The sequence below is a fragment of the Mesorhizobium sp. L-8-10 genome (assembly GCF_016756635.1).
Taxonomy (GTDB): Bacteria; Pseudomonadota; Alphaproteobacteria; order Rhizobiales; family Rhizobiaceae.
Genome location: NZ_AP023263.1, coordinates 2,243,487 through 2,264,893 on the forward strand (window position 1 = coordinate 2,243,487; position 21,407 = coordinate 2,264,893).

The following is a 21,407-nucleotide window of genomic DNA, read 5'->3' on the forward strand; positions in this document are numbered from 1 at the left end:
GGGAGTTTCACTTGCGCAATCTGAAAATTTCTTTCATGCTGATGAGAAGGAAACGAGCATGACGATGGCGAAGCCTCTCCCAGGCAAACGTGGCAAGAAAAGCAGGCGAGTGCGGCTCGAGGATATCGCTCAGGCATGTGGTGTCTCGTTGAGCACCGCTTCGCGTGCTTTGGCAGGCGAAAAGGGCGTTCGTCCCGAGATCCGCCGGCAGGTGCTGGAAGCGGCCAAGAACGCCAATTACGTCATCCCGACGGCGGTCGCCGGCCAGAAGGTCATCCTCGCCGCCTCGAGCGCGGCGATGATCGACTATGTGCGCAACCAGTTCACGCTCTACGTGCTCGAAGGGCTGAAGGAGCGCGCGCAGACGCTGGGGCTTGAGATCGTCACCCGACCGATCGCCAACCAGGCCGAGGAACTGGCGGTTCTGAAGGAAGCCCAGGAGGACAATGGCGTCGCCGGGTTGCTCTTCCTCACGATCGATGACGAAGGCATGCTCGCGGCCACCCGAGGCTTCGACAAGCCTGTCGTCCTGCTCAACAGCGACGACCCCTTCATGCGGCTTTCCAGCGTGACGCCTTGCAACCGCTCTAGTGCGCATCTGGCGACCGACTATCTCATCCGTCTCGGACATCGGCGCATCCTCTTCCTGATGCGGCCGGGACGCCGGACGATCGAGCGGCGCTACGAGGGCTGGCGCGATGCCATGCTGGCGCACGGGCTGCCCGTCACCGACGACCTCGTCGTGCCCGTGGACGACTGGCTGCCGGAACTGGCCACGCAGGTGATCGCCAGGCGGATCGCCGCGAACGGGCTCGATTTCACCGCTTTGCTCGCCGCCGGCGACAGCCTTGCGGTCGGCGCGATGGTCGGCGTCCAGCAGATGGGCTTCTCGGTGCCTGGTGACGTGTCCGTCATGGGCATGGATGACCTTCCCCAGGCGGCTTTCCTCAATCCGCCGATGACGTCGATGCATATTCCGATGCGGGAGATCGGCTCGGTCGCGCTCGACCTGTTGCGTGACGATCTCTCAGGCCTGCCCGTGCCCTCGCGCCGCGTGGAACTCGCCTGCCACCTCGTCGAACGGGCATCGACGGCCAAGGTGCGCGAGAGGGTAGCGACGGCGACAGGCTGAGTGCTTGCGGAGTGGCCGGTAGGCGTCCGAAAAGCGCGATCCATTTTTCGGGACCGATGCTGTAAAGCTGTCACCCTCTTTCGAAATCTCTGGATCAGCCACATGACCGATACCGTCCTCGACCGCTTCCTTCGCTATGTCGTGATCGACACTCAGTCCGATGCCGCGTCATCGACGCAGCCCTCGACGGAGAAACAGAAGAACCTCGGACGTCTGCTGGTGGACGAGCTTCTCGCGATGGGGCTCACGGATGCGCATCTGGACGAGCACGGCTACGTCTATGCCACCCTCGCCTCGAATGTGGACAAGCAGGTGCCCGTCATCTGCTTCTGCTCGCATATGGACACGGCCCCGGACTTCACCGGGAAAAACGTCAAGCCGCAGGTCGTGCGCGGCTACCCCGGCGGCGACATCACCCTGCCGGGCGATCCGCTCCAGGTGATACGCGTCGCCGAGAATCCGGCGCTGCGCGATCAGATCGGCAACGACATCGTCACCACCGACGGCACGACGCTGCTCGGCGCCGACGACAAGGCGGGCATCGCCGAGATCATGACGGCGGCACAGTTCCTGATCGACAATCCCGACATCAGGCACGGCACGATCAAGATCCTGTTCACGCCCGACGAGGAGATCGGGCGCGGCGTCGACAAGGTGGATCTCGACAAGCTCGGCGCACAATTCGCCTACACGCTCGACGGCGAGACGGCGGGGCATATCGAGGACGAGACCTTTTCGGCCGACGGGGTGGAGGTCACCATCCAGGGCGTGGCCATCCATCCGGGCTTCGCCAAGGGCAGAATGGAGAACGCGATCAAGATCGCCGGCGCGATCGTTGATCGGCTGCCCCGCGAGATCGCCCCGGAAACGACGTCGGACCGGGAAGGCTTCATTCATCCGATCGCGATCAGCGGAGCCATGGAGAAGGCGACGCTCGGCTTCATCGTCCGTGACTTCCGCGAGGAGGGGCTGAAGGTCAAGGAGGTCCTGCTCGAAGAGCTGATCAAGGATGTGATGAAGGCCTATCCAGGCTCGAGTTACAGCTTCGAGGTCAAGGAGCAGTACCGCAACATGAAGGTCGTCCTCGACCGCCATCCCGAAATCGTCGAGAACGCGATCGAAGCCATCCGTCGCGCCGGCATAACGCCCGTGCGCGGCAGCATAAGGGGCGGCACGGACGGCTCTCGGCTTTCCTTCATGGGGCTGCCATGTCCGAACCTCTTCGCCGGCGGGCATGCCTTCCACTCCCCGCTCGAATGGGTGAGCCGCCAGGACATGGAGAAGGCCGTCGCAACGATCGTGGAACTGGCCAAGGTCTGGGAGGAGCGGATCTGAACCGCTCATGAGCGACCGGCGCGTCCCTCGATCAATTCTCACTGACCCCCCCCCGGCGTCGCCAATTGACGACGACGCCGGAATCGACGATTTCTTGACCTGTCGTTTCACTGTCGGAGTTTTGCGACCTGAATGATTCTGCGACGCTGAAAAGTGCGAGGTCGAAAAACAGGCCCGTCCTGTAAACCCCCAGTATTTTACAGGACCGCGCCCTTTTGGGAGGCCTTGGCGCCGCCCCTCATCTGCCTGCCGGCCTCCCCGCAATGACTATGGGGTGCGCCCGCGAAAATGCCCCTCATCCGACCTCGCCCTGTCGGGCGAGGCCACCTTCTCCCACAAGGGGAGAAGGCCGGAGCCCCGTTTCGCCGGCTCGGCAAATCGTCGACCTATGCGATTGGCCGCGACGTCGCGGGAGCCTTCCCTTCTCCCCGTGTGGGAGAAGGTGGCCTCGCGAAGCGAGGTCGGATGAGGGGTATTTTCGCGACGTCTGCACACGATAGGGTGGCGTCGACGCTTAAGACGAAAAGCTACCTCAGCTCAATCCATGCAGGCGCATGGTCGCTGGCGCCTTCGAGCCCACGCACATCCATATCGACGCCGGCGTCCTTCAGCCGCCGCGCGACCTTGCGGCTGAGCAGGAGATGGTCGAGCCGCAGGCCGGCGTTCCGGGCCCAGCGGTTCCGCATATAGTCCCAGAAGGTGTAGACCGTCTCGTCGGGATGGACCTTGCGGATCGCATCGACCCAGCCCTGGTCGAGGAGACGCTTGAACACGGCGCGGCTCTGCGGCTGCACCAGCGCGTTCTTTTCGTAGGACTTGGTGGGATAGATGTCGCGCGGTTCCGGCACGATGTTGAAGTCGCCTGCCAGAACCACTGGCAGGCCGGTCGCGAAGAGCTCGCCGGCGTGGGCGATCAGGCGTTCCGACCAGGCGAGCTTGTAATCGAACTTCGGGCCCGGCTGGGGATTGCCGTTCGGCGCATAAAGCGAGGCGATGACTATGCCTTTCACAGCGGCCTCGATATAGCGGGCCTGGCTGTCGGCGGGTTCGCCGGGCAGGGCGTCGCGGGTGAGCACGGGGTCGGCGTCACGGGCGAGGATCGCCACGCCGTTCCATGCCGACTGGCCCCGCCATACCGCCCCATAGCCTGCCTTCTCGATGGCCGCGCGCGGGAACTGACCATCCGTGGCCTTGAGTTCCTGCAGGCAGACGACATCAGGTTTCGCGACCTCCAGCCAGCGGAGCAGGTTGTCCAGCCGGCGGTTGACGTTGTTGATGTTGAAGGTCGCGATCCTCATCGCTGCGGGATCAGTGGGTGATCCGGGCAAACCAGCCCGTGACACCCTCGGCCAGCGTCTTCAGGTGATCGGCGGCTGAGAACCCTGACACGGCCTTGCGCGGCTTCAGATCGTGGTCGCCATCTTCGAGCCAGAGTATCTCGATGCTGTCGGAGAGCGTGTAGCCGGCGACTTCGTCGCGGGTGCCGAATTCGTCGCGGGTGCCCTGGCAGATCAAGGTCGGCGTGCGGAGATCCGCGAGGTGCTTTGTGCGCAACTGCTCCGGCTTGGCGGGCGGATGGAACGGATAGCCGAGGCACAGGAGCCCGGCGATCCGGCCCTCTGCGCAAAGCTCGTCGGCGACCATGCTGGCGACGCGGCCCCCCATCGACTTGCCGCCGATGATCAGCGGGCCCGCCGCGCTCAACTCGGTCACCGCCGCCTTGTATTCGGGATTGAGCGTCTCGGCACGCGGCGGGGGCTTGCGGGCGCCGTCGCGCCGCGCCGCCATGTAGCCGAACTCGAAGCGGGCGACGCGGAAACCCGCTGCGGCCAGCGCCCTGGCTGTTGCCGTCATCGAGGCCGAATCCATAGGCGCGCCGGCCCCGTGAGCGAGGAGAATGGTGGCGTGCGCGTCGTCCGGGCCGTCTGTGAGGAAGTTGTCGGTCATGCCTGCTTGTCGGTATGGGACCCGCTATTATGCATGTTTGCGACGCCTGGGGCAGCCATTGTATTTGTACAAGTTTTCTGTATAATTCAGAAAATTCGTGCGAGGCCCAATGAGAACCAAGACCGTTTCGACCGCCGAGTTTATCCGGCACTTCGGCCGCTATCACGACGAGGCTCTGCGTGAGCCACTCACCCTGACGAAGCATGGTCGTGCGTCGGTGGTGGTTCTGTCAGCGGAGGCGTTTGAAAGCTTGACTGCTCGCGACGACCCTCGTCGTGCCTACGCGGCTGACGAGGTGCCGGATGAACTTGCCGACATCCTGTTGACCGAGCTCGATCGTCAATCCGCGGAGTATGAGAGCGGGAAGCATGACTGACCGCTTCCCGAGCGGATCGATCATCAGGTATCCCTATCTCTGGCGCTGGCAGAGGAACCAAGGACGGGAGAACGCTGAAAAGGACCGCCCGGTCTGTCTCGCCATCGCTTTGCGGGATCCGGCGCGTTCGATCACCCATCTCGTGATCCTGCCAATCTCGGGCACCTCGCCCCTTCTCGGACAATTAGCGCTCGAAATACCGGCGCTGGAGCTCAGACGCGCAGGCCTATCGATGTTCAAACGCGGTTGGGTTACCGTCGATGAATTCAACTACGATATTGCCGAGCGGTCCTATTATTTCGAGCCAAACCAGAAACCGCGAGGCATGTTCGGGCCAAGCTTCATGGAGGAGATTCGCCGAGCCATTCGCCCTATTCTCGCTGCGGGTCGTGGGCGGGTCGACCGCACCCTTTGATTCACGTCGACAGCGAACTCAGCCCGCCGATTTCCGGGCAAGCTGGAGGTCGGCAAACTGGATGCCGCGGGCGGCCGTCCGCGCCCATTCGGAATCCCGGTCGAGCTCCAGATACCGGGTCCACCAGCGGCGCGCCTCGGCCAGCCTGCCGTCGTCATATTCGAGCTTGGCCAGATTGAAGACGGCATCGCCATAGGCGGGGTCGATGCCGATCGCCTTTTCGAGGTGCCGGCGCGCCGTATTGGTTTCGCCGCGATCGGCGTGAAGGCCTGCGAGATTGAACCAGGCCTCGACAAAGCCGGGGTCGAGCTTGATGGCCTGGGCGTAGGCATGGGCGGCCTCATCAGGCAGCCCGGCGGCGCGCAGGCAGTTGCCGCGGTTGAAGGCGGCGACGGAATCACGTGGGTCGATCGCCAGGCATCGTTCGTACTGGGCAGCGGCCTCTGCGGAGCGGCCTTCCGCTTCCAGTGTCTCGGCCAGCGCGAAGAGTTCTTCGGCCTCAGCGTCGTCTGCCGTGTCGAGCGGCAGAAGCATCTGACCGTCGAGCTCGCTCAGGCGGTCACCGCTCAGGGCATAGATCGCCTCCCGGCCCTGCGCGTGGAGCGACAGGGCTGTGAGTGACGCGACCGGGCCGGAGCGGTGTACGGAGCGTGCGATTGCGGTCCATGTGGCACCACCAGCGATCAGCCCGGCATATTTTCGGGCTAGGATCAGGTCGCGGAAGGAGAAGGGCTCCGCATCGTGCTCGAAGGCGTCGAACAGAGCGAGCAGGTCGAATGCGCGGGGCGGCAGCCGCGACTGGTCGAGCAGCGACTGGCGCGTCAGCGCCGAGGGTTCAGGTGACGCCGTCAGCCCCAGCATGCGCAAAAAGCCGTTCTCGCTGAGCACAGCGCGGCCGGCGGCGAGTTCCGTCGCGAAGCGCGTTTCGATGTCAGCTTCGGACATCCGGCCGAGCAGCGTTCTGCCGAAGACGGCATGCGACGTACGTCGGGTCACGGCATGGCGCAACTGGCCGTTCTGCTTCTCGACCTCGCGTGCGGCCAACCTTCGGGGAAAGGCGGCGAGCGCGCCGACGATACCGAAGGTCTTGGCGGCGAGCGGCATCAAGCTTTCTTCTTGGCGGGCCTGGCCTTGGTCGCAGGCTTGGCTGCGGGCTCGGCCGCCGCCTTGCTCTTGCTTTGCGCCGGCGGCTTGGCTTGCGACAGGCTGGCCTTGAGCGCGTCCATGAGGTTGATGACGTTGCCGCGCTCGGGGGCGGCCGCGATGATCGGCTTGTGGCCCTTGAGCTTCTCGCGGATCATCGCCATCAGCGCGATCTCGTAGCGGTCCTCGTATTTCTTCGGGTCGAAGGTCGTCAGCTTCTGCTGGATCAGCGCCTCGGCGAGCTGCAGCATTTCCGGATCGGGATCGCCGACGGGGATATTGCCGAAATACTCGGCGGTGCCCCGCACCTCATTGGGGTTTCGGAGCGTCGAGACGAACATGCCCGTCTCCCGCGCGCCGATGGTGACGACACGTTCGCGGCTCGACAGGACCAGCCGTGCGATCGCCAGCTTGCCTGTCCTGCGCAGCGCCTCGCGAAGCACGACGAAAGTCTCCTCCGCCATGGCGCCGTCAGGCGCCAGATAATAGGGCGCGTCCTGATAGATGACATCGACGGAACCCTCCTCGACGAAGGCCTCGATGTTCATCGTGTGGTTGGATTCGATCCTGACGCTTTCGAGGTCGGATTCGTCGATGATGACATATTGCTTGTCTTCATATTCATAGCCCTTGACCAGGTCGGAACGTTCGACGAGGCCCAGCTCGGGATCGACCGGCTTCATGTTGATGCGGTTGTGCGTCTTCTTGTGAAGCTGGTTGAAGGAGATGCGCTCGCTCGAGCTGGTGGCGGGGTATAGCCGCACCGGGCAGCTCACCAGACTGAGCTTCAGATATCCTTTCCAGCTGGCTCTCGGTGCCATGGATGTCTCCTACGCGACGGCACTAGTTGTTCGATTGCTTTCTGCTCGACGTCTTCGCCTGCGATGCTGCCGGCAATTCACGGGCGAATTCGTTAATCCTGGCCCAGGGATCGCCCGACATGGTTAACAAGCCCGGAAGGGAAGAATAGTTCAAATCCTCAGGGGCGTCGATGGACTCCAAATCGTTCCATGACAACGGAGCCGAGGCGGGCATGTTGGCGCGGGCGCGCAGCGAATAGGGCGCCGCCGCGGTGGCGCTGCGCGCATTGCGGTGGAAGTCTATGAAGATCCGACGCTTGCGGTTGTCCTTGCCCATGATCGCGGTGAAGGTTTCAGGCGCCGATGCGGCGATCCTGCCGGCAATGTCGCTGGTTGCCCGGTGCACTTCCTTCCAGCCGCGCTTCGGCAGGATCGGCACGACCACATGGATGCCCTTGCCGCCTGACGTCTTGACGAAGGGGACGAGACCGAGCGTTTCCAGTTCGCCGCGTATGTGGATTGCGGCCTCCACCACCTCGCGCCAGGCGACGCCGTCGCCGGGATCGAGGTCGAAGACGATTCGATCAGGCTTTTCGAGCTGCTGCCGCAAGGCGCCCCAGGCGTGGAACTCGACGACGCCGAACTGCGCCAGAGCGAGATAACCCTTGGCGTCCTCGACGGAAATATAGGTCTTCTCCTCGTCGTCGGAATTGGTGGTGCGGATGGTGGCCACCGTCGGCGGCATGCCGTTGAAGGCGTGGCGCTGGAAGAAGCAGTCCTGCGGCCTGCCGGTCGGGCAGCGGAAAAGCGAGACCGGCCGCCCGATGATGTGCGGCAGCATGAAGTCGCCGACCAGCGCGTAATAGACCGCGATGTCCAGCTTGGTCGGTCCGGACTTTCCGAAGAGGCGGCGGGTGGGGTTGGTGACCCAGATCGAAGCGAGGTCTGCATCGGTAACGAGCCGTATCCGGTCCGTCGGCTCCTCGCGCGACAGTTCGGCCTCCCTCAGTCCCATATAGACGGCGTGACGCAGCATTCCGTCGTTGGTTCTGTTGGCGTAGCGGATGCGCGCCGTCAGCACCGGACGCACGAAGATCGTCTCCTTCGGCGCCCCTTGCAGAGGAACTGCGCCTTCGGTCAGGGGCGCCAATCGCTTTTCGAGGTCGCGCAAAGCGCCGGCATCGAAGCCCGAACCGACCTTGCCGCGGTAGTGGAGCTCGTCATTCTCCCATTCGCCGAGCGCGAGTGCTCCCAATCCGTCCGTCGCCGGAGAAATCGTATAGCCGACGATCACGAAATTGCCCGGCCTAGGAGCCTTGGCCTTGATCCAGCTCTGCGTGCGCCCTTCCTGATAGGGGGCTGAGATGTCCTTCGACACGATGCCTTCCAGGCCCATATCGGAGGCCTGCTCGAAGAGCGCCTCGCCGTCACCCAGCACATGGTCGCTGAGCTGGATCGCCGAACGCGACGTCGTTTGGCCGGCGAGCAATTGGGTGAGCAGTTCCTTGCGTTTCAGCAGCGGCACAGCCCTGAGGTCCCATCCATCGAGGTAGAGCAGGTCGAAGGCGTAGAAGAGCAGCTTGCCGGCGGAGCCTTGTGAGAGCGCGTCCTGCAGTGCGGCAAAGCGGCTGACGCCTTGCTCGTCGAGTGCGACGACCTCGCCATCGATCAGCGCCTCGCGGCATCGCAGAACCGAGAAGGCGCGGCCGAGATCGCCGTAACGCCTTGTCCAGTCCAGGCCGCTGCGCGTGATCAGCCTCGCCTCACCTTCCGAGAGGCGAACCATGGTGCGGTAGCCGTCGAACTTGATCTCGTGGAGCCAGGTCTTGCCTCCGGCCCTGTCCTTCCCCTTCGCCTCGTCCTTGGGTGGAACGGTCGCGGCCGTCGCGAGCTGAGGGCTCAGCCTGTCGGGCATCGGCCCGCGTTTCGCACCTTTCAGCTTGCCCGGTCTCAGCTCGACCTGGACAGGCGTCGGCTTTGGTTGCTCGACCAGTTCCTCGATCCGCCGTCCGCTCTTCACGCTTTCGGGCCGTGCCGCCAATATGTCGAGCGTCTCATCGGCGGCGAGGTCCTTCTCCTTGAACAGCAGCCAGTTCTGCTTGTCTTCGTCTTCATCGGAGCGGCGCTTCAGCCGCGCCAGCATCCAGCCGCCCTTCAATTTGTCGCCGGCGAGGCGGAACTTGAAGGCGCCCGACGTCAGGCTCCTGTCGACATCGTCCATCGGCGCCCAGGTGCCGGTATCCCAGACGATCATCGGGCCGCCGCCATACTCCCCTTCGGGGATCAGGCCCTCGAAATCGAGATATTCGAGCGGATGGTCCTCGGTCTGGACGGCCAGGCGCTTGTCGGCCGGATTGAGCGAAGGGCCCCGGGGCACGGCCCAGCTCTTCAGGACGTCGCCGACCTGGAGCCTGAGATCGTAGTGATCCGAGGTGGCGGAGTGCTTGTGCACCACGAAACGGTTGTCGGAGCCGGCGAGCACGCCGCCGACCGGCTCGCTCGTCTTCGAGAAGTCCCGCTTGTCGCGATAGGCCTTGAGTTTCCGCTGCGGCATGGGCGGGAAGCTAGAACAAGCCGCGATTGGTGGGAAGCGTTCTGCCTGGAATCGCGACGAAGCGATATGTGCCTGAACGCGGCTATGCCGCGCCGTCCTTGCTGTTCCGCAGCGGCTCTTCCCAACCGAAAACGCTGCGGCCGCCCAGCGCATGCGACTGGAACCTTTCCTCGGCGATGAGGGCTTCGACCGAAGGGCCGGAGACACGGCGCTCGAGCAGCCGTGACTGGTCGTCGAGACGCTTCAGCGCGGAAAGCTCCTCCTCACGTCCGAGGCGTGCCTTCTGCACGGCCGATTTCAGCACGCCGATTGTCTGGTCGTAGACATGGATCGGCACGGGGAAGGGATGCCGGTCCTTGCCGCCATGGGCGAAGGAGAAGCGTGCGGGATCGCTGAAACGGCAGGGCGCGCCATGGACGACTTCTGCCACCATGGCGAGCGACTGAACCGTGCGGGCGCCGACGCCGGGCACAAGCAGCAGTTCGGCGAAATCCTCGGGCCCGCGATCGGCGGCTGCAGCGAGGGCGGCGTGCAGGCGCCGCACCTGCACGTCCTTGGCGCGGACGTCGTGATGGGCCGGCATGACGAGATGTGGCAAAGCGAGCTGTACGGGCTCGGCCGGTCGGGCGCCGCCGGCAAGCGCGGCGAGTTCACGGGTGATGCCGTCGGGGCCGAGAGCGGAGAGCAGATCGAGCTGGCCCTGGCGCGAGGCTTCCGCCCTATGGTCGGTCAAATTGACGATTTCGCCCTGGCTCTCGCCGTCGATCGCTGAATGCGGCTCGTCGATGAAGCTCTTCAGCCCTTCGGAGAGCCAATGGTAGCGTCGCGCCGTGCGGCTCCCGTCGTTCATGCCCTGCTGGACCACGACCCAGCGGCCGTCGTCGGCAACAATGAAGCCGTGGAGGTAGAGGTCGAAGCCGTCCTGCACGGCGGCGCTGTCGACCTTGGCGACGAGACGGCTCGCTTTGGCCAGCGCCGTCCCGTCGAAGCCGACCTTGTCGCCGATCGCCACCAGCTCGTGCGGGGTCTGCCTGGAGTGCTTGCCGCGACCGCCGCAGACATGGATGCCCAACTCCCCGGAATGCGGGCCGAGACCACGCTTGAGGGCGCCGATCACGCTGGTCGTGATGCCGGAGGAGTGCCAGTCCATGCCCATCACGGCGCCGAAGGATTGGAACCAGAAGGGATGGGCAAGCCGGCGCAGCAGCTCCTCGCGCCCGTAGTGGTGGACGATCGTCTCGCAGATGACCGCGCCGAGCCGCGTCATCCGATCGGCCAGCCAGGGCGGTACCCTGCCGCCGTGCAGCGGCAGGTCCGCGCTTCCCGCCTTACGCGCCACGTCTCACCCGATGGTTCAGATGCATGGTCGAAAGATAGGCCATTCGGGGTCAGCCTGCCACGGCCCAAAAGACGCAAGCGATTGAATGTCAACCGGGCAGGCCGCTCTGCGCGCCGACTCGAAGAAAGTAGGTGACGATCGTTCACGCGCTATCCTTGGGCGCCCGGAAGCGGGCGGATCAGCGCCATCAGGGCCGGCGACAAAAATGGGGTCCGGCCATTCAGTGCCCGCTGATAGCGGGCATAGTCTTCGATAGCGCCGGCGGTATCCTGCCGCGCGAGGCTATCGGCGATGAGGGATTGATGGATGCGGGCCGAATCCTGACAGGATTCGAGCCGCCCTGAGATAGATGGCCCGCGCCCGGTCGGTGCGCCCATCGGCTCCGTGTTCCTTCCCGACCGAGATCGCAAGGCGCTGAGGAGCATTGTGCGTTCATGCGCATGTTGACATAAAGATGTCTTTATGTGATTTTTCGATCTTTGTCGCTCCAAGGATGGAAACTGTCGCAAATGTCGTCATCGCTCGATCGCCTCTTCGGTGCGACAGCGCCCAAGCCCGATGGTTCGGAAGTGCGGGCCGCGCTCGAAGCCGCCGCGCGCGAACGCATCCTGATCCTCGACGGAGCGATGGGCACCCAGATCCAGGGCCTCGGCTTCGGCGAGGATCATTTCCGTGGCGACCGGTTCGGCGGCTGTGCCTGCCACCAGCAAGGCAACAACGACCTGCTGATCCTTAGCCAGCCCGCCGCGATCGAGGAAATCCACTACCGATATGCCATCGCGGGCGCCGACATCATCGAGACGAACACTTTCTCCTCGACCTCAATCGCCCAGGCCGACTACGGCATGGAGGACCTGATCTACGAACTCAATCGCGACGGCGCGCGGCTTGTCCGTCGCGCGGCGATCCGGGCCCAGCAGGAAGACGGCAAGCGACGTTTCGTGGCGGGCGCGCTCGGGCCGACCAACCGCACGGCGTCGATCTCGCCCGACGTCAACAATCCCGGCTATCGCGCCGTCACCTTCGACGATCTCAGGCTCGCCTACGCAGAGCAATTGCGTGGGCTGATCGACGGCGGCGCCGACATCATCCTGATCGAGACCATCTTCGACACGCTCAATGCCAAGGCGGCGATCTTCGCCGCCGAGGAGATCTTCCTGGAGAAGGGCGTGCGCCTGCCGGTCATGATCTCCGGCACCATCACCGACCTTTCCGGCCGCACCCTGTCCGGCCAGACTCCGACTGCCTTCTGGCATTCGGTGCGCCATTCGAGGCCCTTCACCATCGGCCTCAACTGCGCCCTCGGCGCGGCCGCGATGCGTCCGCATCTGGCCGAACTCTCCGATGCCGCCGAGACCTTCGTCTGCGCCTATCCCAATGCCGGTCTGCCGAACGCCTTCGGCCAATATGACGAGAGCCCGGAGTTCATGGCCGCGCAGGTCGAGGAGTTCGCGCGCGAGGGGCTGGTCAACGTCGTCGGCGGCTGCTGCGGATCGACACCGGAGCATATTGCCGCCATTGCCGAGGCGGTGCGGAAACACCAGCCGCGCGAGCGGCCGACATCGGTGCCGCAGATGCGGCTTTCCGGCCTCGAGCCCTTCACGCTCGCCGAGAACATCCCGTTCGTCAATGTCGGCGAGCGCACCAACGTCACCGGCTCGGCCAAGTTCCGCAAGCTGATCACGGCGGGCGACTATGCGGCCGCGCTCGACGTCGCCCGGGACCAGGTCGCGAACGGCGCCCAGGTCATCGACGTCAACATGGACGAGGGCCTGATCGATTCGAAAAGGGCGATGGTCGAGTATCTCAACCTGATTGCCGCCGAGCCCGACATCGCCCGGGTGCCGGTCATGATCGACAGCTCCAAATGGGAAGTGATCGAGGCCGGCCTGAAATGCGTCCAGGGCAAGGCGATCGTCAACTCGATCTCGATGAAGGAGGGCGAGGAGGCTTTCCTCAACCAGGCCAGGCTCTGTCGGGCCTATGGTGCGGCGGTCGTGGTCATGGCCTTCGACGAGGTCGGTCAGGCCGACACCAGGGCGCGCAAGGTTGAGATCTGCACCAGGGCCTATCGGCTCTTGACGGAGCAGGCCGGCTTCGCGCCGGAGGACATCATCTTCGATCCGAACATCTTCGCGGTGGCGACCGGCATCGAGGAGCACGATAATTACGGCGTCGACTTCATCGACGCGACGCGCGAGATCACGCGCACCCTACCGCATGTGCATGTGTCGGGCGGCGTTTCGAACCTTTCCTTCTCGTTCCGCGGCAACGAGCCGGTGCGGGAAGCCATGCACGCCGTCTTCCTCTATCACGCCATCCAGGCCGGAATGGACATGGGCATCGTCAATGCCGGCCAGCTGGCGGTCTATGAATCGATCGATCCCGACCTGCGTGAGGCCTGCGAGGACGTCGTGCTCAACCGGGCGCCGAAGGCGGGCGGCACGGCGACGGAGCGGATGCTTGTCATCGCCGAGCGCTTCAGGGGCGCCGGCGCGAAGGAAGCGAAGGAGAAGGACCTCGCCTGGCGCGACTGGCCGGTCGAGAAGCGGCTGGAACATGCGCTGGTCAACGGCATCACCGAATTCATCGAGGCCGACACCGAGGAGGCGAGGCGTGGCGCCGAGCGACCGCTGCACGTCATCGAAGGGCCGCTGATGGCCGGCATGAACGTGGTGGGCGATCTGTTCGGCGCGGGCAAGATGTTCCTGCCGCAGGTGGTCAAGTCGGCCCGCGTCATGAAGCAGGCGGTGGCCGTGCTGCTGCCCCATATGGAGGCCGAGAAGCTCGCCAACGGCGGGGGCGCCCGCGAAAGCGCCGGAAAGATCCTGATGGCGACGGTCAAAGGGGACGTCCACGACATCGGCAAGAACATCGTCGGCGTCGTGCTGGCTTGCAACAATTACGAGATCATCGACCTCGGGGTCATGGTGCCCGCGACGAAGATCCTGCAGACGGCGCGCGACGAAAAGGTCGACATCGTCGGCCTGTCCGGCCTCATCACGCCGTCGCTCGACGAAATGGCGCATGTGGCGGCCGAGATGGAGCGCGAGGGTTTCGACATCCCGCTGTTGATCGGCGGCGCGACCACCAGCCGCGTCCATACGGCGGTGAAGATCCATCCTCGCTACGAACGCGGCCAGGCGGTCTACGTCACCGACGCCAGCCGTGCCGTGGGCGTGGTGTCGAGCCTGCTCTCGTCCGAGCAGAAACCCGGTTATGTCGAGGGACTGCAGGCGGAGTATCGCAAGGTCGCCGAGGCCCATGCCCGCTCGGAGGCGGAAAAGCAGCGCCTGCCGCTGGCAAGGGCCCGCACCAACGCGCATCGGGTGGACTGGTCGTCCTATGTCCCGCCGAGGCCGTCCTTCCTGGGCACGAAGGTCTTCGCCGACTGGGACCTGGCCGAACTCGCCCGCTACATCGACTGGACGCCCTTCTTCCAGACCTGGGAACTGAAGGGTCGCTACCCGAAGATCCTCGACGACGAGAAGCAGGGGCCGGCGGCACGCCAGCTCTTCGACGACGCACAGGCGATGCTCTCGAAGATAATTGCGGAGAAGTGGTTCGCTCCAAAGGGGGTGATTGGTTTCTGGCCGGCCAATGCGGTCGGTGACGACATCCGCCTCTTCACCGACGAGGCCCGCTCGCGCGATCTCGCCACCTTCTTTACGCTGCGTCAGCAGCTGACCAAACGGGATGGCAAGGCGAACGTCGCATTGTCCGATTTCGTCGCGCCGCAGGAGAGCGGCCTGCCCGACTATCTCGGCGGCTTCGTTGTGACCGCAGGTATAGAGGAGGTGGCGATCGCCGAGCGTTTCGAGCGCGCGAACGACGACTATTCCTCGATTCTCGTCAAGGCGCTGGCCGACCGTTTCGCCGAAGCTTTCGCCGAGCGCATGCATGAGAAGGTCCGCAAGGAGTTCTGGGGTTATGCCGGCGATGAGGCTTTTGCCCCTGACGACCTCATCGGGGAGCCCTATCGCGGCATCCGTCCGGCGCCCGGCTATCCGGCGCAGCCGGACCATACGGAGAAGGCGACCTTGTTCCGCCTCCTGGATGCTGAAGAGAACGCCGGCGTAAGCCTGACCGAGAGCTTCGCCATGTGGCCGGGCTCGTCCGTATCCGGGCTCTACCTGGCCCATCCCGAGAGCTACTATTTCGGCGTGGCCAAGGTCGAACGCGACCAGGTCGAGGATTATGCGGCGCGCAAGCGCATGCCGGTCGGCGAGGTCGAGCGCTGGCTCGGTCCGATCCTGAACTATGTTCCTGCATCCTACGCGGAGGCGGCCGAGTAGCACCGGTCTCGGGGACTACATCTTTGTCGCGATCACCTGTACCATCATCCCGATCATGGCGCCGGGGCGCCACCCGCGAGGCGGCGCAAGACGGCAGAAAAAAATGGACAGGATGAGGGTTGTCGCGACCGTGGTTGCCCTGGCGCTGTTTCCCGCGACCGCCTATGCGGACATGATGGAAAGGCGGACCGCCAGGATCATCCGCAATGCCGGCCACTGGTGCGACCGGGTGAGCGATCTCCAGCTCGACAAGCGCAAATCGACGCCGGAGCGGCGCGTCGTGCTCGTGACCTGTTACGACATCAGGCATTTCGCCCAGTATGAACTGGTCGTGGGCGGCGACAACAAGGTCAGGTCGATCAAGAAGATGTAGGCCGGGCAGACAGCCGCCAGGGGCTCAAGGGTTCCCGGTTGCCGGCTGTGGCGCCCTGCGCTGCTCTTCGACCGCCTCCTGCGCGGCGCCGGTGACGGCCCTCATCACGTCCTCAGGCAGCGGCTTGTCGCTCAGCACCTCGACCTTGACGCTGCGCTGGGCGAGGCTGATGCCGTGACGCTCGAAGGCGTCGCGCAGCTTCTGGTATGCGTCGCGGCGGATCACCCATTGCGCGCCCGGCCGCGCCATGAACTTCATGCCGATCACCATGTTGAACTCCTCCATGCGGCGGACGCCTTGGGATTTCAACGGTTCGAGGATCTGGCTGCCGTAATTGGGATCCGCCTGGAGCTCGGCGCCGATCTGCTTGACGATCTTCTTCACCAGCTTGAGATCGGTATCGAAGGGCACGCGGAACTCGAGCTTCAGGATCGCCCAGTCGCGGCTGTAGTTGGTGAGCGACTTCAACTCGCCGAAGGGGATGGTGTGGACGGCGCCGCGATGGTGACGCACGCGCATCGAGCGCAGCGACATCGATTCCACAGTGCCGCGCAGATCCCCGATCTCGATATATTCGCCGACGCGGAAGGCATCGTCGATGAGATAGAAGATGCCCGACACGATATCGCGGACCAGCGACTGGGCACCGAAGCCGATGGCGACGCCGACGACGCCCGCACCGGCGATCAGCGGGGCGATGTTGACGCCCAGGGAGGACAGCACCGTCAGCGCGACGAGCATCAGCACGGCGACCAGCAGCATGTTGCGCAACAGCGGCAACAGCGTCGCGATGCGCGCCTCCGGGCCGGGTGGTTCGCCCGGCGGCGGCGCCACGTAGCGGGCCAGGCGAAGGTCGATGGCGGTCTTGGCCCAGGTCCAGACCAGATCGGCGATCAGCAGGACTGCAACGATATCGATGGCGACCTTGACGGCGCGGCCGGCGAGGCTGGAGGACGTCGACATGGCGGCGATGCTGGTGCCCCAGGTGGTGGCGAGGATCACCAGGGCGATCGCCGCCAGGGCGAAACGGGCGAGCCGCCGGGCGACCGGACGGTAGATGGCGAGACGCTCAGCCTGTTCCGCCGCGGTCCGCGCCTCATCCGAAGGCGATGATATCTCGTCCGTTGCCGTTTCCGAGGGGCCGGGAACAGTGAGCGGTACCTGGTCGAATGCGTGGTCGACGATGATGCGCACGAGCCTGGAGGCGGGCAGGAAGGTGCCGACGACCAGCACGGTCCACATCAGTTCGACGGCATCGAACACCCAGAGCAGATATGCAGTGACGAGGACGACGGTCTGCGAAATCGGCAGGACCTTGAAGACAACAGGATCGAAGCGGCCGCGCGCCCCGTTCGACCCCGGCCGCAGCCGGGCGAAAGCCCGCCAGTGCGACCAGATCATTGCGATGATGGTGGCCACGGCAACGGCGCCAAGCGTCACCGATACGGCCAGTGCGGCATTGGCGGCGTCCAAGGAACCCGAATCCGACCGGGCGAGCGCCGAAAGCGCGTCCGAGACGACCAGCGCGCCGACGATCACCGATCCGACGACGATGTGCCAGCGATGCACGCTGAGCGCCAGTGAATCCTGCAGTGGCACCAGTCGGAGATCCGGATGGCGCGGCGCGAGCACGAAGCGCGACACCAGCGCCAAAGCGCGCACCGCGATCACGCCCAGCAGGAGGTCGACCACGATCCGCTCCAGGAAGGGCGGCCAGACAAAGGCGACGAATGTACCGACACTGCCGATTGCAAAGATCGCCAGTCCCATGGTCTGCAGGAGAAGCCTGCCGCCGGCCGCGGCCAGACGTCGCCCGAGCGAGGTGGGGTTGCTGTACACGATCCGCATCATGAGCGGGTGGAAGTACTGCCAGAACAGCCATTCCAGGCCCCCGCCGACAAACAGGAAGACGATGACATAGGTCAGGCTGCGCAGGGCCTCGCCGGCGCTCAGTTCGGCTTGCCAGGCATTGGCGATAACATCGGGGATCAGCGGGAAGTTGGACCAGGCGCTCATCAGTTCGGCAATGCGCGCGCGGGCGGCGGCTATGCGGGCGGTGATCTCGGCGCGCAGGGAATGGCTCGCGGGGCCGGCGGAATCGGGCATCCCCGCCTCGGCGCTGCGCCGCAGCCAATCCACCATCCCGGGGTCGCCGAGCAACCGCAGCAGTTCCTGCCTGTCGGCCTGCGACGGGGCGGCGGCAGCGGACGGTTGCGCCGGAGCGGGCGGTATCTGAGCGGCGCCCGCGCCGGTGAGAGCGAGCAGGCAGACGATCGCCAGGAGGAAGGGGCGGATCCGGCTCATGCCGCATCCGCCGTCACGGAAGCCGGCATCGCGTCATCAGGCTGGACCGCTTCCTCGTGCAGTTCCCGCGGACGCATGAAGGGCGAGAGCAGGCGCTCGACGCGGATCATGCCGGGTGGCGGCTCCATCTGGCAGGCGAGCCGCACATCGGGCCCTGCGCCGAGCCGCGCCAGGGTCGCGGCTTCGGCCGTGCTTGGCGGATCGAGCTTGCCGGACGCTTCCAGGATGCGGATGCGGCAGGTCCCGCAACGCCCCCGCCCGCGGCAGAGATGGGCGACGGGGACATGGTGGAGACGGGCGATCTCCAGGATGTTGAGGCCTGTGCCTGTGTCGATCAGCGGCCCGCCGACGAAGGAGACCTGAACATGCCGCCGCTCGCCGCGCAGTCGCCACCAGCGGGCTGCCAGAACGACCGCGAGCGCAGCAAGATAGAGGATGAACACCGTCCAGTTGATCCTGCCCAGGATCGCCAGGATCTCGTCGAAGGGGCGTGTCAGAACCATTGGCGGGATCGCGGCGGGCGGGGCGACCGAGGTCGGGTCCTCGAAGCGCGCGATGGCCTCGTTGCCCGCCTGCACGAAACCGAGCAGGCCGAGCACCGGAACGGCGACCGCGAGCGGATGGAGCAAGGTTCCGAGGCGCGGCCACCAGCGCTGGATGCGCATCCAGGTGAAAACTCCCACGCAGCCATGGATCCACAATATGGCGAGGAGCAGGACCTGACGCAGGCCCTCCGCCGGCTTGTCGATCCAGAAATAGGGGATCAGGGTCGAGAAGTTGTTCACGATGCCGAACCGGGCCGCGATGACGGTGCCGACCACATGTGGGGTGAGCAGCGGAACGATGGCGAGGGCGGCCGTGAGCTGAACTGCGTCTGTGGGCGAAAGCCGCAGCGTGTTGCGGTGGTAGATCGCGCCGAGGCCAAGCACGAAATGCGCGGCAAGGCAAAGGCCCAGCACGATGCTGCCGACCGGGTTGGTCCACATGCCCATCAGGAATGGTCGCGCGCGGTCCATCGACGCGATCGAATGGAGGCCGAACGCAACATTCAGAAGATGCATGGTGACGAAGGCGAAGAGGACCAGACCCGAGACGATCCTAATACGCTTGGCCATCGCGTTTCCTTGCCTGCCGGGACGGACAACCGTCGCCGATCGCAGCCGGACAATAGCAAGAGACGACAGCGCGCGCACCGGCTTTGCGCAAAGCTGTGTTCAACATAGGTCTATCCCTTGGCGAGCGCCGCCTGGGCCGCAGAGGTTGCGATCGCCTGCCGCTCGCTGTCGGTGAGATCCTGATATCTGGGCATGCTGACGCGGACTTCACGGCGCGCGAATTCGATGCCGGCGGCGGCAAAGGCCGTCTGGACACGCGAATAGATGTCCTTGCGGATCGACCATTGCTTGCCCGGCTTCGACATGAATTTGCCGCGCACCAGGAGGCCGACGTCGTCGACGCTGCTTACCCCTTGCGACTTGAAGGTCTGGATGATGTCGTCGGCATATGGAGCGTCCATGATCTCGTTGCCGATCTGCTTGAAGATCTTGCGGATCTTGTTCACGTCGGTATCGAACGGAACGGTGAACTTCATCTTCACGACGACCCAGTCGCGCGAGTTGTTGGTCACCTGACCGATCTCGCCATAGGGAATCGTGTGCACCGCGCCCTGGGGATGTCGCAATTGCAGCGAACGCACGGAGATCTTCTCCACGGTGCCGGCCGTGGAGCCGACAACGATGTATTCGCCGACGCGGAACGCATCGTCGATCAGGAAGAAAACGCCCGACACGATATCCTTGACCAGCGTCTGGGCACCGAAGCCGACGGCGAGACCGACAATGCCGGCGCCCGCGACGAGCGGGGTGATGTCGATGCCGAGATTGCTCAGCGCCACCAGTATGGTGAGCACGATGATTGCCGCCTGGGTTCCCATGCGCAGCAACGGCAACACCGTCGTCATTCGAGAACCCGCCGTCCCGGTGATCTCGCCGACGTCTTCGTTCTGCAGGTCGATGCCCTGAGGAGCCGTCTCGCCCGCGATCCGACGATTGAAGAGCAGCGTCGATATCTCCCAGACGAGGTAACCCGCTGCAAGGATCATCAGGAAGGTGAACAGCCGCGCGGCGAGCCGCAGGCCGACCTGGTTGGAGGTGAAGCTGGAGATGCTGAGGTCCCACATCACGGCGATGACCAGGACGATGAGCCCGAACACCATCACCCGGCCGATGCGGATATAGCTTCGCCTGGTCGATAGATAGGCCTTCTCCGCAACCGCTCCCTGACCCTGCATCGGGGGAATCAGGTGACGCACCAGCCCGCGGATCATCGTATCCATTGTGGGCGCGAGCAGCAGGATACCGAGCGTGAGATATTGCTTGCCGCTCTCCAGCATGGCGCTGTTGCCTCCCACTATCATGAGCTCGAAAATCAGCCAGCTCGCGGCGATCAAGGCCAGGTCAAACCACGGATATGCCCGTGCGACACGGTCCTCCATGGGCGTGACGTTGGCTTCCCAGCCCCTGGACATCATGGCGACGCCTGAACGGGCATGGAAGATCGTCCAGCCCAGCCAGGCAAAGACCAGAAGGTTTGGCCAGAAACCAAGCGCCGTGCCTTCGATGGAGATACCGTTGGCGATGATGAAATTGATGAGGAAGATGGCCGCGCCGAGGAACACGATGATGCCGACGAGGTTGCGGTAGAGGAATTTGGCATTGCGGTCGTCGATGCTGACCAGTCTCAGCGCTGGCCTGGTCGGAGCGAACAGGAAGCGCAAGAAGGCGGCGGTGAAGCGGGGCGTGATCACGCCGTAGAACAGAAATTGCGCTGCGATCGGCCGCAGATCTTCCGCAATCAGCGCACGTCCCACCGCTCGCGTAACCACCAGAAAGGCAATCAGGCCGAACATGTCGAGCGCCAGCCGTGCCCCCAGGATCGACAGGGTCTCACCGAGCGTGCCCGTGCTCGTCGAGCGCGACGCGTGACGGCGCAGCCGTGATGCCAGGCGGTCGACCAGAAGTTCGGCGGCGATGCCGGCGCCGAACGCTCCAGCGACGCCCAGAAGGAACCGGCCCAGCCCGTTCCACCCGAGCTTGCCGACGAAGGTCGAGACAGCCAGACTCGTTCTATCCCACATCACCGGCAGGCCGACCACTGCCGTCAGGAGCCGATCGCCCAGACCGGCGATGAGCCGTTGCCCTTCCGACGCAAGGTCATCCGTTTCGGCTGGCGGGGGCGTCGTCGGGCTGGCCTGAGCGACACCCAGCCGTTCGAGGACGAACTGGCGAAACTCGGTCTCGCTCATGCGGTTGGCGAGGGCGCGGACGTCTTCCGACGTCATCGTGTTCGTGACTTGCGTTTTCGCGGTGTCTTGCGCCGGCTGTGCCGCTGACGG

The 21,407-nt window shown here is 64.7% G+C and carries 16 protein-coding genes; 6 read left to right on the forward strand and 10 right to left on the reverse strand.

Going from position 1 to position 21,407, the window contains the following annotated elements; translation table 11 throughout:
• Nucleotides 1-64: 64 nt before the first annotated feature.
• On the forward strand, nt 65-1,132 hold the full coding sequence (locus JN280_RS10540) for a LacI family DNA-binding transcriptional regulator (RefSeq protein WP_446720821.1): 1,068 nt from the start codon (nt 65-67) through the stop codon (nt 1,130-1,132).
• Between the two features lie 102 nt (nt 1,133-1,234).
• Entirely contained in the window at nt 1,235-2,467 is a 1,233-nt protein-coding gene (gene pepT / locus JN280_RS10545; RefSeq protein ID WP_202311990.1) for a peptidase T, read from the forward strand.
• Between the two features lie 527 nt (nt 2,468-2,994).
• Here pepT and xth read toward each other — a convergent pair.
• Nucleotides 2,995-3,765 carry an exodeoxyribonuclease III gene (gene xth, locus JN280_RS10550; RefSeq protein ID WP_202311991.1) on the reverse strand — a complete coding sequence of 257 codons (771 nt, stop codon included), beginning with the start codon at nt 3,763-3,765 and terminating at the stop codon, nt 2,995-2,997.
• 10 nt (nt 3,766-3,775) lie between these two features.
• On the reverse strand, nt 3,776-4,414 hold the full coding sequence (locus JN280_RS10555) for an alpha/beta hydrolase family protein (RefSeq protein WP_202311992.1): 639 nt from the start codon (nt 4,412-4,414) through the stop codon (nt 3,776-3,778).
• 109 nt (nt 4,415-4,523) lie between these two features.
• Between JN280_RS10555 and JN280_RS10560 the strand changes: the two genes are divergently transcribed.
• Both JN280_RS10560 and JN280_RS10565 read left to right on the forward strand, forming a co-directional pair.
• On the forward strand, nt 4,524-4,790 hold the full coding sequence (locus JN280_RS10560) for a type II toxin-antitoxin system Phd/YefM family antitoxin (protein WP_202311993.1): 267 nt from the start codon (nt 4,524-4,526) through the stop codon (nt 4,788-4,790).
• Nucleotides 4,783-5,205 carry a hypothetical protein gene (locus tag JN280_RS10565; protein WP_202311994.1) on the forward strand — a complete coding sequence of 141 codons (423 nt, stop codon included), beginning with the start codon at nt 4,783-4,785 and terminating at the stop codon, nt 5,203-5,205. Before JN280_RS10560 ends, JN280_RS10565 begins: the two co-directional genes overlap by 8 nt.
• 18 nt (nt 5,206-5,223) lie before the next feature.
• On the opposite strand, the gene JN280_RS10570 is transcribed toward JN280_RS10565, so the two are convergent.
• The 5 genes from JN280_RS10570 to JN280_RS10590 all read right to left on the reverse strand — a co-directional run bounded on the left by JN280_RS10570 (nt 5,224) and on the right by JN280_RS10590 (nt 11,418).
• Complete coding sequence (locus tag JN280_RS10570) at nt 5,224-6,309, reverse strand: tetratricopeptide repeat protein (protein WP_202311995.1); 1,086 nt, start codon at nt 6,307-6,309, stop codon at nt 5,224-5,226.
• Nucleotides 6,309-7,169 (reverse strand): non-homologous end joining protein Ku, encoded by an 861-nt coding sequence (ku, locus tag JN280_RS10575; RefSeq protein ID WP_202311996.1) that lies wholly within the window; start codon nt 7,167-7,169, stop codon nt 6,309-6,311. The genes JN280_RS10570 and ku overlap by 1 nt, the downstream gene beginning before the upstream one ends.
• Nucleotides 7,170-7,191: 22 nt before the next feature.
• A complete protein-coding gene (gene ligD, locus JN280_RS10580; RefSeq protein ID WP_202311997.1) occupies nt 7,192-9,702 on the reverse strand; it encodes a DNA ligase D in 2,511 nt (836 codons plus the stop codon).
• 82 nt (nt 9,703-9,784) lie between these two features.
• The gene (locus tag JN280_RS10585; protein WP_202311999.1) at nt 9,785-11,041 is read right to left on the reverse strand and encodes a DUF763 domain-containing protein; all 1,257 of its coding nucleotides are present in this window, start codon (nt 11,039-11,041) and stop codon (nt 9,785-9,787) included.
• Between the two features lie 149 nt (nt 11,042-11,190).
• Nucleotides 11,191-11,418: a hypothetical protein gene (locus tag JN280_RS10590; protein WP_202312001.1), complete on the reverse strand. Its 228-nt coding sequence runs from the start codon at nt 11,416-11,418 to the stop codon at nt 11,191-11,193.
• A 132-nt stretch (nt 11,419-11,550) separates the two neighbouring features.
• Between JN280_RS10590 and metH the strand changes: the two genes are divergently transcribed.
• Together metH and JN280_RS10600 are read left to right on the forward strand one after the other, a co-directional pair.
• Nucleotides 11,551-15,336: a methionine synthase gene (metH, locus tag JN280_RS10595; protein ID WP_202312002.1), complete on the forward strand. Its 3,786-nt coding sequence runs from the start codon at nt 11,551-11,553 to the stop codon at nt 15,334-15,336.
• A 103-nt stretch (nt 15,337-15,439) separates the two neighbouring features.
• Nucleotides 15,440-15,709 carry a hypothetical protein gene (locus JN280_RS10600; RefSeq protein WP_244743188.1) on the forward strand — a complete coding sequence of 90 codons (270 nt, stop codon included), beginning with the start codon at nt 15,440-15,442 and terminating at the stop codon, nt 15,707-15,709.
• Between the two features lie 24 nt (nt 15,710-15,733).
• Here the strand turns inward: JN280_RS10600 and JN280_RS10605 are convergent, their stop codons facing one another.
• From JN280_RS10605 to JN280_RS10615, 3 genes are all read right to left on the reverse strand, one after another.
• On the reverse strand, nt 15,734-18,013 hold the full coding sequence (locus JN280_RS10605; RefSeq protein WP_202312003.1) for a mechanosensitive ion channel family protein: 2,280 nt from the start codon (nt 18,011-18,013) through the stop codon (nt 15,734-15,736).
• Nucleotides 18,010-19,128 carry a 2Fe-2S iron-sulfur cluster-binding protein gene (locus JN280_RS10610; RefSeq protein ID WP_202312004.1) on the reverse strand — a complete coding sequence of 373 codons (1,119 nt, stop codon included), beginning with the start codon at nt 19,126-19,128 and terminating at the stop codon, nt 18,010-18,012. Before JN280_RS10610 ends, JN280_RS10605 begins: the two co-directional genes overlap by 4 nt.
• A 110-nt stretch (nt 19,129-19,238) precedes the next feature.
• Entirely contained in the window at nt 19,239-21,353 is a 2,115-nt protein-coding gene (locus JN280_RS10615) for a mechanosensitive ion channel family protein (protein WP_202312005.1), read from the reverse strand.
• Nucleotides 21,354-21,407 lie beyond the last annotated feature (54 nt).